The organism is Streptococcus sp. 2_1_36FAA (genome assembly GCF_000161955.2).
Lineage (GTDB): Bacteria > Bacillota > Bacilli > Lactobacillales > Streptococcaceae > Streptococcus > Streptococcus gordonii.
This window is the reverse complement of sequence record NZ_KI391973.1, coordinates 1-13,682: the sequence shown is the minus strand read 5'-3', so window position 1 is coordinate 13,682 and position 13,682 is coordinate 1. Positions and strand designations below refer to the sequence as shown.

Here is a 13,682-nt window from a genome sequence, read left to right as displayed (position 1 = left end):
ATAGAAGATTACTCTTTATCACTTTCTGCTGCTTCATTGGAAACGACGGGATCTAGGCTTTCCTCTTCTACTTTTGGTTCAGACTGAACCTGTTTTTCAACTGCCTCTTCTGTTACTAGCTTTGTAGGCTCTTCTTTATTTTCGTCAGCTTCTACTTGTTTAGCTTCTTCAGCTACAGCAGGTGCTTCTGCATCTTTTGGCTGATCGGTTTCTTTTTTGATTTCATTTACAGCGGTTTTTACTGTTGCAGAAGTTACACGGCCAACAGTTTGAGCAAATTCCTTACTTACATTGGCTGCATCTGTCAATGTTTCTTTTGAAATCTTTCCTCCCGAAAAAGCCATCAATCCTAAAATAAATGTTGCAATTGAAGCAATTGCAGTCAAGTACAAACCTATACCAACTGAGATACCATAACCACCATAACCAAAATTAGCACTCATATCGCCTAAGCGAAACAAGGCATAAATAGAAATAGCTGTCTCAATAATTCCCAAAGCCACGACACCCATAGCCAAGTTTTTAATCAAAGGCTGAGTACGATCTTTAAGAATAGCTAAGACAATAGCTCCGATGGCTAAAATTATAATAATTTTCCCATCCCCTTCAATTCCTGAAACACTTAAACTACCAAATCCACCTAGATTTACAGTCCCCCAAGGCAAAACACTTCCAATTATTACTGCTACTGACCGCAATGATAATGTACAAACGATTTTTTTCCATTTGACTTCTCCTTCTCTAAGCACAAGCTATCCGATTTAAGGTGAAAAAGATAGATTGTAGACTAACTATTTGTAAAAAGAGACCAAGACAAGAATATCCTGGCCTTCAAATAAACTTCTTAATATTTTCTAAAACGCTGATAACGTTGGTCGACCAATTCTTCCACGCTCCATGAAGAAAGTTGTTCTAATTCAACTAAAAGTTCTTGTTTGATAGAAGTAATCAAATCCTGATTGCTTAAACCCGTTTCCTCAATTACCTTATCAACAATCTCCATTTGCAAGAGTTCGTGGGATGTTATTTTCATTAACTCAGCAGCTTCCATGGCTCTACTGCCATCCTTCCACAAGATAGAAGCAAAGCCTTCCGGACTCAAGACTGCATAAATTGAATTCTCTAACATCCAAACTCGATTAGCCACTCCTAGAGCCAAGGCCCCTCCAGAACCACCTTCACCAATAATAATGGCAATAATAGGTACTTTAAGATCACTCATCTCCATCAGGTTTCGAGCAATAGCTTCACCTTGCCCACGCTCTTCTGCTCCAACACCTGGATAAGCTCCAGCAGTATTGATAAAAGTAACGATTGGGCGACCAAATTTTTCTGCCTGCTTCATTAGGCGCAAAGCTTTACGATACCCCTCAGGATGAGGTTGACCGAAATTCCGTTTTAGATTATCTTGAAGATTCTTCCCTTTTTGAATTCCAATAACAGTCACTGGACGGCCGTCTAGGCTACCGATGCCTCCAATCACAGCTCCATCATCTCGAAAAGAGCGATCTCCATGCAATTGAATAAAATCATCAAAAATTGCCTTGGCAAAATCAAGAGCCGTCAGCCGAGTCTGATCTCTCGCTTCTCTTACAATCCGAGTAATCTTTGTCATTGCTGCCCTCCATGAAATTCCAACAATTTAGCAATCTTATCTCTTAATTTTGCTCGTTTCACAATAGCATCTACAAAACCATGTTCCAAGAGAAATTCTGCCTTTTGAAAACCGTCTGGCAAATTTTCACGAACAGTGGATTCAATAACTCGACGACCAGCGAATCCAACAAGACTTTGAGGTTCCGCTAAAATAATGTCACCTTCCATTGCAAATGACGCTGTTACCCCACCAGTAGTAGGGTCTGTCAAAATCGTCAGATAAAACAAACCTGCTTTAGAATGTCTTTGTACCGCCGCTGAAATTTTGGCCATCTGCATGAGACTGATAATCCCTTCCTGCATACGTGCCCCTCCAGAAGCTGTAAACAAGACTACTGGTAAGCGAAGTTCAGTTGCATATTCAAACAAGCGTGTAATTTTTTCTCCAACTACACTTCCCATGGAAGCCATGATAAAGTTTGAGTCCATTATTCCCAAAGCAGTTTTCTGTCCCTTAATGGAAGCAGTTCCTGTTAACACAGCTTCATCCAAGCCAGTTTTTTCACGCATTTGGGCCAACTTGTCCTTATAATTAGGAAAATTCAATGGATCTTTTGTTTCAATGCCTGTAAATAATTCTTCAAAGGTATCTTCATCTACAGTTAAAGCAAGTCGCTCAAGTGCTGTAATACGGAAGGTATAACCACAATTAGGACAAACACGATCGCTCCCTAAATCTTTTTGGTAAATGGTATGCTTACAACCAGGACATTTCGAAAAGAGCTCATCCGGTACCTCTGGTTTTTGTTGAGGCAGTTCCCTATATGAACGATTAGGATTAATCCGGATATATTTATCCTTTTTGGAGAATAAAGCCATCATTTACTCCTTTATTACTACAGTTTCCCTTTACAAAAGCTTAGCTTCCTTCGCTTTATGAAAGGTTTTATTTATCTTCTTTTAATCTTTCTTGGTAAGCAGGGAGAAATTTCTCCATTAAAAAGGCTGTATCATAATCCCCTGCAATAACCTGAGAGTCTGAAATCAAGTCTAACTGAAACTCACTGTTGGTTAATACACCATCGATTTCCAATTCATAAAGAGCACGTTGCATCTTCATCAAAGCGTCAAACCGATTTTCCCCATGAACAATGATTTTAGCAATCATACTATCATAGTAAGGAGGAATGGTATAGCCTGGATAAACTGCTGAGTCCACACGAAGACCGACCCCACCACTAGGCAAATAGAGGTTTGAAATCTTACCCGGACTTGGGGCAAAATTAAAGGCTGGATTTTCAGCATTGATCCGGCATTCGATGGCATGACCGCGAATTTCAATATCATCCTGCGTGAAAGAAAGTTCTTGGCCATCAGCAATGCGAATCTGTTCCTTAACAATATCTACGCCAGTCACAAATTCTGTTACAGGGTGTTCTACTTGAACACGAGTGTTCATTTCCATAAAGTAGAATTCACCTTTATTTTCATCATAGAGAAACTCAATTGTTCCAGCATTTTCATATCCCACTGATTGAGCTGCTCGTACAGCCGCATCTCCAATCTTTTGACGGAGAGTCTTCCCGATAGCCACTGATGGAGCTTCTTCTAAGACCTTTTGGTTATTACGCTGAAGCGAGCAGTCACGCTCTCCCAGATGGACGACATGTCCATGCTGGTCGGCCAAAATCTGCACTTCAATATGACGAGCGGGATAAATAACACGCTCCATATACATAGCGCCATTCCCAAAGGCAGCCTTAGCCTCGCTAGAAGCAGACTCAAAAGCCGCTACCAAATCTTCAGCCTTTTCAACCTTACGGATTCCCTTTCCGCCACCTCCAGCAGAAGCCTTAAGCATAACAGGGTAGCCAATTTTTTCAGCAACTTCTAAAGCCTCTTCAGCAGTAAAAACTTCTCCGTCAGATCCAGGAATAACTGGAACATTAGCCTTAATCATTTGAGCACGAGCATTAATCTTATCGCCCATCATATCCATGATTGCCCCAGAAGGACCGATGAATTTCACACCAACTTCCTCACACATGGTTGCGAACTTAGAATTTTCACTCAAAAATCCAAAACCAGGGTGAATAGCTTCAGCTTCTGTCAGAACAGCTGCTGAAAGCACAGCATTCATATTGAGATAGGAATCAGTAGACTTAGCAGGCCCAATACAAATAGCTTCGTCTGCCAACAAGGTATGAAGTGCTTCTTTATCAGCTGTTGAATAAACTGCCACTGTAGCAATCCCCAATTCTCGAGCTGCACGAATAATTCTGACCGCAATTTCCCCACGGTTAGCAATCAATATTTTACGAAACATGGTGAAATCTCCCTTTTCTATTGGCCAATAGCAAATGTCAAGGTACCACTAGCTGCAAGTTTGCCATCTACTTCTGCTTTAGCTTCAACAACCGCAATGGTACCACGACGTTTCACAAATTTAGCAGTCATGATAAGCTGATCACCTGGAACAACTTGTTTCTTGAATTTGACCTTATCCATTCCCGCATAAAAGACTAATTTGCCTTTGTTTTCTTCTTTAGATAATTCCAATACCCCCGCAGTCTGAGCCAAAGCTTCCATAATCAAAACACCCGGCATGACTGGATACTGTGGAAAATGTCCGTTAAAGAATGGTTCATTAATTGTCACATTTTTTAAAGCAACAATCTCATCTTCGCTAACTTCTAATACACGATCCACCAACAACATTGGATAACGATGCGGAAGCGCCTCTTTTATTGCATTGATATCGATCATTTAATGCGTACCAGACCTTTCCCAAATTCAACCATTTCTTCATTTTGAACTAAAACTTCCGTGATAATACCATCTTTAGGAGCAGGTACTTCGTTCATTACTTTCATAGCCTCGATAATCATCAAGGTTTGCCCTTTTTTCACTTGGTCACCTACGTTCACAAAAGCAGGTTTATCTGGTCCGGCTGCTAAATAGGCTACTCCAACCAAAGGACTTTCCACGACATCACCTTCAGCCACGATTGGTTCCGGTGCTGCTTCAGCAGGCACTTCTTGCTGTTCAACAACTACTTCAGCCTGAGGAGCTGGAGCAATTGGAGCTACTGGTGTAGCTGTAGGAAGAGGACTTGCATTAACCTCTTGAGGTACAATTCTTCCTTCGTTTTTACTGAATGTTAGTTCATCTTGTTGATTTTTATATGAAAATTCCCGCAAACTTGATTGGTCAAACTGTGCCATCAAGTCTTTAATTTCATTGATATTCATAAGTTATTATGCCTCCCAACGTTTAAAGGCAAGAACAGCATTATGTCCACCAAAACCAAATGTATTGGAAATAGCATAAGGGATTTCCTGCTCTTTTCCTTGGCCAAAAATGACATTGGCTTCAATGTAATCAGACAATTCTTGAGTTCCTGCAGTTTTTGGCACAAAGCTATGGCGCATTGCTTCGATAGTCGCAATAGCTTCCACCGCTCCAGCTGCTCCAAGTAAATGACCTGTAAAAGATTTAGTAGAAGAAACAGGGACATCTTTACCCAATACAGATACAATCGCACCACTCTCTCCTTTTTCATTGGCAGGAGTAGAAGTTCCGTGAGCATTAACATATGCCACATCTTCAGGCTTGATTTCGGCTTCTTCTAATGCTAGTTTAATAGCTTTAATCGCACCAAGTCCTTCCGGATGTGGTGAGGTCATGTGGTGAGCATCACAAGTATTTCCATAACCAACAACTTCAGCAAGGATTGTTGCACCACGTTTTTCAGCATGTTCTAGACTTTCCAACACCAACATTCCAGATCCTTCACCCATAACAAAACCATTTCTGTCTTTATCAAATGGAATAGATGCACGAGTTGGGTCTTCAGTTGTGGACAAAGCTGTCAATGCTTGGAAACCAGCAATCGCAAAAGGAGTGATAGAAGCTTCAGAACCACCAACTAACATCACATCTTGGAAACCAAATTTAATAGAACGGAAGGCATCTCCAATTGCATCGTTAGATGAGGCACACGCTGTATTAATGGATTTACAAACACCATTGGCACCAAAGCGCATGGCAACATTCCCAGAAGCCATATTTGGCAAGGCTTTTGGAAGTGTCATTGGTTTCACTCGTTTTGGACCTTTTTCATGCAAGCGGATAACTTGATCTTCAATTTCCTTAATACCACCGATACCTGAAGCAACGATAACACCAAAACGATCTTTATCAATAGCTTCCACATCAAGTCCTGCATGATTTACAGCTTCCTCAGCAGCATACAGAGCATATAGTGAATAATTATCAAAACGGTTAGTATCTTTTTTAATGAAGTATTTATCAAAAGGAAAATCTTGAACCTCAGCAGCATTATGAACAGCAAATTCACTGTGGTCAAACTTAGTGATTGGCCCAATACCAATTTTTCCTTCCTTAAGGCTAGTCCAAAATTCTTCTGGTGTGTTCCCAATTGGGGAAGTTAGTCCGTAGCCAGTTACTACAACACGATTTAGTTTCATCTCAACACTCCTTTTTACGGTAAGATTTAAACTTAGAAAATTGCAAATAAGACGCATTCTAAGTAAACTTATTCTATACTTTTACTAAATTATTGCATTGTCAAGCCACCATCAATAGTGATCACTTGACCTGTTACATATTCCTGACTGGCAAGAAAGACTGCGACATCTGCAACTTCCTCAGTATTACCAAAACGTTTCATTGGTATTTGAGCCAAAGAAGCTTCTTTAATTTTTTCTGGCAAACCATCAGTCATATCAGATTCAATAAATCCTGGAGCAATCACATTGACGCGAATATTTCGAGCCGCAACCTCACGAGCTACTGACTTAGAAAAACCAATCAAGCCTGCTTTAGAGGCTGCATAGTTTGCCTGGCCGATATTCCCTGTCAAACCGACTACGCTGGACATATTGATAATAGCTCCCTGACGTGCCTTAGTCATTGGTTTTAAAACAGCTTGTGTCATGTTAAATGCACCAGTCAAATTAACCTTTAGCACTTGTTCAAAATCTTCCTCAGTTAATTTAAGCATGAGTTTATCTTTAGTAATTCCTGCATTATTAACCAAAACATCTACTGAACCCAAAGCTAGAGCTGCTTCTTCTACCATGCGCTTTGCATCAGCACTATCTGAAACATCCCCAGTAACCGCAAAAACCTTCACTGGATAGTCTTTAAACTCTGCCAAGACGTTTTCTGAGACTTCTCCACGTCCATTTAAAATAATATTAGCTCCAAGACTAGCAAATTTATGGGCAATAGCAAGACCAATTCCCCGAGTGGAACCTGTAATCAATACGTTCTTATTTTTTAATTCCATATTGTTTCCTCATTTTTCCAGAAGTTGTGTCAAACTAGCTTGATCTTCAACTTGATAAATAGTAGCTGACTTGTCAATCTTTTTTACAAATCCAGACAGAACTTTTCCTGGACCAATCTCGATAAACTCAGTTACACCAGCTTCTTGCATTCTGGCAATACTATCATAAAAGCGAACTGGCTCCATCACTTGACGTGTTAATAGCTCCTTGATTCGTTCCTTTTCCATAACACTGGCTTCCGTATTCCCTACCAGAGGAACTTTAAAGTCAGAAAAATTGATATTTTCTAAAGCTTCAGCTAATAAATCACTAGCAGGTTTCAATAGAGCAGTGTGGAAAGGTCCTGATACGTTGAGTGGAATCAATCTCTTTACCCCAGCTTCTTGCAAAAGCTCTACAGCTTTATCCACTGCTTCAGCCTCTCCACCAATTACAATCTGGCTAGGTGTATTATAGTTAGCTGGAGACACTACGCCAAGCGCACTGGCCTTTTTACATGCATTCTCTATCAGATCTAAATCAGCATTAAGAACTGCCACCATTTTACCAGAACCTGCTGGAGCTGCTTCTTCCATGAAGGCTCCGCGTTTAGCAACCAAAGCTAGAGCGCTTTGAAAATCTAAGGCTCCAGAAGCCACTAAAGCAGAGTATTCTCCTAAAGAAAGACCAGCAACCATATCAGGATGAATTCCTTCTTGAATTAACAAACGGTAAATGGCCAGAGACGTAGTCAAAATTGCTGGCTGGGTATAGCGGGTCTGATTCAGTTTTTCTTCATCATTATCAATCAAATCACGCACATCATAGTCTAAAATTTGACTAGCTTCCTCAAAAGTTGATTTCACCACGTCATATTGATCATAGAGCTCACGTCCCATACCAAGGTACTGTGCCCCCTGACCAGCGAATAGAAAGGCTTTTTTAGTCATTTCTAGTTACTCCTGCCCAACGTTTAGCTTCTTGCTGAATTCTTTCAGCAGCACCATAGTAAACATCTTTCAAAATTTCTTCAACGGTCTCTTCCTTGCTGACCAAACCAGCAATTTGTCCTGACATGACTGAACCATTCTCAACATCTCCACGGACAACTGCATTTGCTAAGGCACCCGCACCAAGATTTTCGAATACTGTTAAATCTGGATTTTCTTGTTTGAAAGCTTCTTTTTCAGCTTTTTCAAAATCTCTTGTCAGCTTATTTTTCAAAGCGCGGACTGCATGACCAAAATGCTGAGCTGAAATTGTTGTATCAATATCGCGCGCCTTCAAAATCATATCTTTATAATTTTGATGAGCATTTGATTCCTTAGCAACCACAAAGCGAGTTCCTAATTGAACTGCTTCTGCTCCTAACATAAAGCCAGCAGCTGCACCTGAACCATCTGCAATACCTCCAGCTGCAATAACAGGGATATTGACCGCTTCTACAACTTGCCGAGTAAGGGCCATCGTTGTCAATTTCCCAATATGACCTCCGGCTTCCATTCCCTCAGCAATAACAGCATCTGCACCAATTTTTTCCATCCTCTTAGCGAGAGCAACACTTGGCACTACTGGAATGACCGTAATACCCGCTTCGTGAAAACGAGCCATATACCGACTTGGATTCCCTGCACCAGTTGTCACTACTTTTACGCCTTCTTCAATGACTAAATCAACAATATCATCAACGAAAGGTGATAAAAGCATGATATTCACCCCAAAAGGCTTATCTGTCAAAGACTTAATCTTATCAATATTTGCTTTAACAACTTCTTTGGGAGCGTTGCCTCCACCGATAATTCCTAAACCACCTGCTTTAGAAACAGCACCAGCTAAGTCTCCATCTGCTACCCAAGCCATTCCACCTTGGAAAATAGGATATTTAATATTTAGTAATTCTGTAATTCGTGTTTGCATAATACCTTCCTTTTATCATTGCTTAAGTAATAGCTTGATTCTCTTAAAAACGAATGTTTTCTATACTTTGACAGTCAAACTATTACCTAAACAAGAGGGAGTGGATAAAAAATCATTTAAACAGACTTTTTCGTTCCACCCCGGCCATCTTGACTTCATCGAATCTTTACTCTGCCTATTGTTTCCTCTTAAACATTAGAAGAGATAAAAGACAGTCAAGACTGCCACCTCAAATTCGTCTTCTTTAAAAGAGGGCGAGAACGTATTCTCAGCCCCATTTACTTTTTCTTATTTAGTTTTTTCTTCTACATAAGCAACCAAATCACCAACTGTGTTCAAACCTTCTTCAGTTTCGATTTGGATGTCAAATGCATCTTCGATTTCTGAGATAACTTGGAACAAGTCAAGTGAATCTGCTTCAAGATCATCGAAAGTTGACTCAAGAGTAACTTCTGATGGTTCTTTACCAAGTTCTTCTACAATAATTTCTTGTACTTTTTCAAATACTGCCATGATAGACTCCTTTAAAATAAAAATATTTTTAATATGTGAAAACCACATGATTAACTAAATTGTAACAATAAGTGTTCCCCATGTCAAACCTCCACCGAAACCAGATAATAAAATTTTCTGACTTCCATCTAGCTTAACAAGGCCTTGCTCGACACACTCAGATAGTAAAATAGGGATACTAGCTGCACTTGTATTTCCATATTCCATCATATTAGCTGGAATTTTATCTCTTGAAACACCAAGCTTTTTCGCTATTTTATTCAAAATACGATCATTAGCCTGATGGAGCAAGAAATAATCTATTTCATCAACTTCCAGCGGACTAGCTTCAATCGTATCTTTAATGGACTGAGCAACATCTCGAATAGCAAAATCAAAAATTGCCCTACCATCCATAGTCAAATATTTTTCATCATCCTCAGTCTGTGCAAAAGGCGATCGCAAACCAATTTGGCAAGAGGTGAGACTTTCTCCACGAGAACCATCCGTTTTCTGGATTTCTGCAAGAAAATGTTGATCAGAAGTGCTTTCCAGCAAGACTCCTCCCGCACCATCACCAAACAAGACCGCAGTGCCTCGATCAGACCAATCTACAACCTTTGATAAGGTTTCACTTCCAATAACCAACCCCTTCTGATAAACACCTGAAGATATAAGTTTTTCAGCTGTCGAAAGAGCAAATACAAAGCCACTACAAGCAGCTATTAAATCATATGCAAAAGCTTTCTTTGCCCCAATATTAGCCTGAACGCGAGCCGCTGTTGATGGCATCAATGAATCTGGCGTAATAGTAGCAACGATGATAAAATCAAGATCTTGAGCAGAAATTCCTGACTTTTTCAGTAAATCTAAGGCAACTCTTGTCGCTAAATCGCTTGTCGATTCATTATGAGAAATATGACGCTTTCTGATTCCAGTCCGACTTGAAATCCATTCATCACTTGTATCCATGATTTGGGCTAAATCGTCATTCGTAACGACTTGCTCAGGTGCATAATGAGCAACTTGACTGATTTTTGCAAATTTCATTATTTTAAATCCTCAAGAAACTGATATAGGTTTTTCAAGCCTTTTTGCATCACTTGAATTTCATCCCTACTCATACCAGCAATAATCTTGTCTAGCATTGAATGATGAAAACGTCGATGCAAACGATACAAAAGACGACCACTTTTCGTCAAACTCAAATGAACCACACGACGATCAATATCAGAACGAGTTCGTTCTACATACCCTTTTCGCTCTAGATTATTTAAGCTCGTTGTCACAGTTCCTAGAGTCACCATAAGCTCTCTAGAAATGTCACTAGGAGTTGCATTGGGAGTTTCGCCAATAACATCAATCGTATGCATTTCTTTGATAGAGACGTCATTGAAGCGACTGCCCCGCAAACTGGACTCTTCAATCACCAATACATTATTAAAAATCGACGTCAAATAATCATTTACTAATTGGTAATTCAATCATCCATCCCCCTTTATAAATATTCAAGCATCAAAACATTTGACTATCAAATTATATCAAAGTCCAAATATTTTTGCAAGTTCTTTTTGAAAATGATTTACTTTTTTTCAATTTATATAATTTCAATTAAACGAATATTATTTTCCTTGAAATTTAGGACGACGCTTTTCTGAATAAGCACAGACCCCTTCTTTAAAATCTTCGGTGAAAGCTAACGACTTTTGTAAGTGCAATTCCAATTCAGCATATTCTTCCCAATCAGAAAATTGACTTTTCCAAATCATTTCTTTCATTGCCTTATACGAATTTCCTGAACCACGTTTTAGTTTTTTGATTAATTGCTCTGTCGTTTTCTCCAACTTTTCAGATTCACAAAGTCGATAAAGGATCCCGTATTCCAAAGCTTTTTCAGCTGTCAAAGCCTCACCAGTCATGACAAGGTGGGTTGCACGAGTCACACCAATAGCACGAGTTAGTAGATACAATCCTCCCGCATCAGGAGCCAATCCAACTCCAACGAAAGCCTGAATAAATCGAGCTTTTTCACTTGCAATACAAAAATCAGCAGCAACGACCATATTAGCAGCAGCACCTGCAACAGGCCCATCGACACTCATGATGACAGGCTTAGGTAATTTCTTCATCTCAAAGGAAATAACATTTACTAACTCAGCAATCTTCACTAAGGATTGGATATCATCAGCATCAACAGCACGTTGCATTTCTGCTAAATCTCCTCCAACTGAAAAAACCTTACCATTTGCCTTGATAAGCAAAATTTTTACACTATCGTCTGACCCAGCCAATGAAATTGCTTCTAAAATTTCTTGGCACATGGGAATATTAAATCCGTTAGAAACCTCTGGTCGGTTAAAGGTAAGAATAGCTACTTCGTCCAGAACTTCGTAGAAAATATTTGTAAATGTCATATCACTTCTCCAAATTCTATCTTTGCAATTTGATTTGATATGCAAATATTTTGAATATCAAATTGTTGCTTTTAAAATATTCTAGCACAAAATTTTATTTTCTCAAAACAAAATCTGAAAGAATAAAGCAATAGTTCGGCTTTTCTACTTTTTATTCCTAAAAAAACTGACACTATGCTTGATATTTGCTATAATGTAAAGAAGCAATATTACAAATTGTCTGAATAATAACAAAACCCTTTAGGAGAAAATATGAAAGTTGTCAAATTTGGTGGTAGTTCACTTGCCTCTGCAACTCAATTAGAAAAAGTTTTAAATATTGTAAAATCTGATTCCGATCGAAAGTTTGTAGTTGTTTCAGCACCCGGAAAACGAGAGGAATCTGATACAAAGGTTACAGACGCACTAATCAAATATTACCGAGCATACGTTGAAGAAGGCGATGTCACTCCACACCAAGAATGGATCATTAATCGATATGCTCAGATGATTGAAGAATTAGAGCTCAAACCTGTTGTCCTTGAAAAAATAACAAAGAGCATTTTAAATCTAGCCACACTACCAATCGAAGATAATCTATTTCTTTATGATAGTTTTTTAGCAGCTGGAGAGAACAATAATGCCAAGCTAGTTGCTGCATTCTTTAATAAAAACGGCCTTAATGCCCGTTATATTCACCCTAGAGATGCAGGAATATTTGTCAGTAGCGAGCCTGGGAACGCAAGAATTTTGCCTTCTAGCTATGATAAAATTGAAGAATTAACCAACTTTGAAGAAGTACTTGTAATACCTGGTTTCTTTGGTGTAACTAAAGACAATCAAATCTGTACTTTCTCTAGAGGTGGCTCAGACATAACAGGATCAATCATTGCTGCCGGAGTTAAAGCTGATCTATATGAAAACTTCACTGATGTAGATGGCATTTTTGCAGCCCATCCTGGTATTATTCATGAACCAGACTCTATTCCAGAATTAACCTATCGTGAAATGCGTGAACTTGCATATGCAGGTTTTAGTGTCCTTCATGATGAAGCACTTATTCCAGCTTACCGTGGTAAAATTCCTTTAGTTATTAAAAATACAAATAACCCTAATCATCCCGGGACAAAAATTATTCTAAATCATACTGATAAAGCTATCCCTGTTGTTGGTATTGCAGGAGATTCCAACTTCGTTAGTATAAACATGTCAAAATATTTGATGAACCGTGAAGTTGGTTTCGGTCGCAAAGTTCTCCAAATCTTGGAAGAATTGAATATTCGTTGGGAACACATGCCGACAGGAATCGATGATTTATCAATCATTCTAAGAGAAAGGGAATTAACCCCAATAAAAGAAGAAGAAATTCTCCGTCAACTTACACAAAAAATTGAAGTAGATCATGCAGAAATCGAACACGGCTTGTCAATCATCATGATTGTAGGTGAGCAAATGAAAAGCCATATCGGTCTGACTGCTACTGCTACAAAGGCTCTATCAGACAGCAAAATTAATATTCAAATGATCTCTCAAGGATCTAGCGAAGTTTCTATCATGCTCGTAGTAAACTCTGAACAAGAAAAAGCAGCTATTAAAGCCCTCTATGAAGCATTCTTTAATAAACAATAAAAAGCTTGAAGAATAATCTTCAAGCTTTTTATTAAATAAGAACTTAAAAGTTAAATTGTAAAAACACAATAAATATAAAAAGACAAGAATTTCTTGTCTTACTTATAGATATAACTCCGGCAGTAGGACTCGAACCTACGACATCATGATTAACAGTCATGCGCTACTACCAACTGAGCTATGCCGGATAAATGCTAAGCGACTACCATATCTCACAGGGGGCAACCCCCAACTACTTCCGGCGTTCTAGGGCTTAACTGCTGTGTTCGGCATGGGTACAGGTGTATCTCCTAGGCTATCGTCACTTAACTATTGAGTATCTAATCTACTCAAAATTGAATAACTACTCATTTCTAACAAG

Annotated in this window: 15 protein-coding genes, 1 tRNA gene and 1 rRNA gene; 1 reads left to right on the top strand and 16 read right to left on the bottom strand. The window is 39.0% G+C overall.

Going from position 1 to position 13,682, the window contains the following annotated elements; translation table 11 throughout:
• Positions 1–8: 8 nt before the first annotated feature.
• From HMPREF0847_RS00105 to HMPREF0847_RS00040, 14 genes are all read right to left on the bottom strand, one after another.
• A complete protein-coding gene (locus HMPREF0847_RS00105; RefSeq protein WP_020992567.1) occupies positions 9–749 on the bottom strand; it encodes a hypothetical protein in 741 nt (246 codons plus the stop codon).
• Between the two features lie 95 nt (positions 750–844).
• Positions 845–1,615 (bottom strand): acetyl-CoA carboxylase carboxyl transferase subunit alpha, encoded by a 771-nt coding sequence (locus HMPREF0847_RS00100; protein WP_012130742.1) that lies wholly within the window; start codon positions 1,613–1,615, stop codon positions 845–847.
• Entirely contained in the window at positions 1,612–2,475 is an 864-nt protein-coding gene (gene accD, locus HMPREF0847_RS00095) for an acetyl-CoA carboxylase, carboxyltransferase subunit beta (protein ID WP_037622195.1), read from the bottom strand. Before accD ends, HMPREF0847_RS00100 begins: the two co-directional genes overlap by 4 nt.
• Before the next feature lie 67 nt (positions 2,476–2,542).
• Positions 2,543–3,922, bottom strand: a complete 1,380-nt coding sequence (locus HMPREF0847_RS00090) for an acetyl-CoA carboxylase biotin carboxylase subunit (protein ID WP_008809610.1) — start codon at positions 3,920–3,922, stop codon at positions 2,543–2,545.
• A 17-nt stretch (positions 3,923–3,939) separates the two neighbouring features.
• Positions 3,940–4,362, bottom strand: coding sequence for a 3-hydroxyacyl-ACP dehydratase FabZ (fabZ, locus tag HMPREF0847_RS00085; RefSeq protein WP_008809611.1), 423 nt, complete (start codon positions 4,360–4,362; stop codon positions 3,940–3,942).
• Positions 4,359–4,847, bottom strand: a complete 489-nt coding sequence (accB, locus tag HMPREF0847_RS00080) for an acetyl-CoA carboxylase biotin carboxyl carrier protein (RefSeq protein WP_008809612.1) — start codon at positions 4,845–4,847, stop codon at positions 4,359–4,361. The genes fabZ and accB overlap by 4 nt, the downstream gene beginning before the upstream one ends.
• 6 nt (positions 4,848–4,853) lie before the next feature.
• A complete protein-coding gene (fabF, locus tag HMPREF0847_RS00075; RefSeq protein ID WP_008809613.1) occupies positions 4,854–6,086 on the bottom strand; it encodes a beta-ketoacyl-ACP synthase II in 1,233 nt (410 codons plus the stop codon).
• An 89-nt stretch (positions 6,087–6,175) separates the two neighbouring features.
• A complete protein-coding gene (fabG, locus tag HMPREF0847_RS00070; RefSeq protein ID WP_008809614.1) occupies positions 6,176–6,910 on the bottom strand; it encodes a 3-oxoacyl-[acyl-carrier-protein] reductase in 735 nt (244 codons plus the stop codon).
• A 9-nt stretch (positions 6,911–6,919) separates the two neighbouring features.
• Positions 6,920–7,840 carry an ACP S-malonyltransferase gene (fabD, locus tag HMPREF0847_RS00065; RefSeq protein WP_008809615.1) on the bottom strand — a complete coding sequence of 307 codons (921 nt, stop codon included), beginning with the start codon at positions 7,838–7,840 and terminating at the stop codon, positions 6,920–6,922.
• Positions 7,833–8,807, bottom strand: coding sequence for an enoyl-[acyl-carrier-protein] reductase FabK (gene fabK / locus HMPREF0847_RS00060; RefSeq protein WP_008809616.1), 975 nt, complete (start codon positions 8,805–8,807; stop codon positions 7,833–7,835). Before fabK ends, fabD begins: the two co-directional genes overlap by 8 nt.
• A 288-nt stretch (positions 8,808–9,095) precedes the next feature.
• A complete protein-coding gene (locus tag HMPREF0847_RS00055; RefSeq protein ID WP_002893611.1) occupies positions 9,096–9,320 on the bottom strand; it encodes an acyl carrier protein in 225 nt (74 codons plus the stop codon).
• A gap of 54 nt (positions 9,321–9,374) precedes the next feature.
• Entirely contained in the window at positions 9,375–10,349 is a 975-nt protein-coding gene (locus tag HMPREF0847_RS00050; RefSeq protein WP_008809617.1) for a beta-ketoacyl-ACP synthase III, read from the bottom strand.
• Positions 10,349–10,783: a fatty acid biosynthesis transcriptional regulator FabT gene (fabT, locus tag HMPREF0847_RS00045; RefSeq protein ID WP_008809618.1), complete on the bottom strand. Its 435-nt coding sequence runs from the start codon at positions 10,781–10,783 to the stop codon at positions 10,349–10,351. The genes HMPREF0847_RS00050 and fabT overlap by 1 nt, the downstream gene beginning before the upstream one ends.
• Positions 10,784–10,921: 138 nt before the next feature.
• Complete coding sequence (locus HMPREF0847_RS00040) at positions 10,922–11,713, bottom strand: enoyl-CoA hydratase (protein ID WP_008809619.1); 792 nt, start codon at positions 11,711–11,713, stop codon at positions 10,922–10,924.
• Positions 11,714–11,965: 252 nt separating this feature from the next.
• Here HMPREF0847_RS00040 and HMPREF0847_RS00035 point away from each other — a divergent pair, with 252 nt between their 5' ends.
• The gene (locus HMPREF0847_RS00035) at positions 11,966–13,321 is read left to right on the top strand and encodes an aspartate kinase (RefSeq protein WP_008809620.1); all 1,356 of its coding nucleotides are present in this window, start codon (positions 11,966–11,968) and stop codon (positions 13,319–13,321) included.
• A 114-nt stretch (positions 13,322–13,435) separates the two neighbouring features.
• Here the strand turns inward: HMPREF0847_RS00035 and HMPREF0847_RS00030 are convergent.
• Together HMPREF0847_RS00030 and rrf are read right to left on the bottom strand one after the other, a co-directional pair.
• Positions 13,436–13,509: transfer RNA gene (locus HMPREF0847_RS00030), tRNA-Asn, on the bottom strand.
• Positions 13,510–13,514: 5 nt separating this feature from the next.
• Positions 13,515–13,630: ribosomal RNA gene (rrf, locus tag HMPREF0847_RS00025) — 5S ribosomal RNA — on the bottom strand.
• Positions 13,631–13,682: the final 52 nt, after the last annotated feature.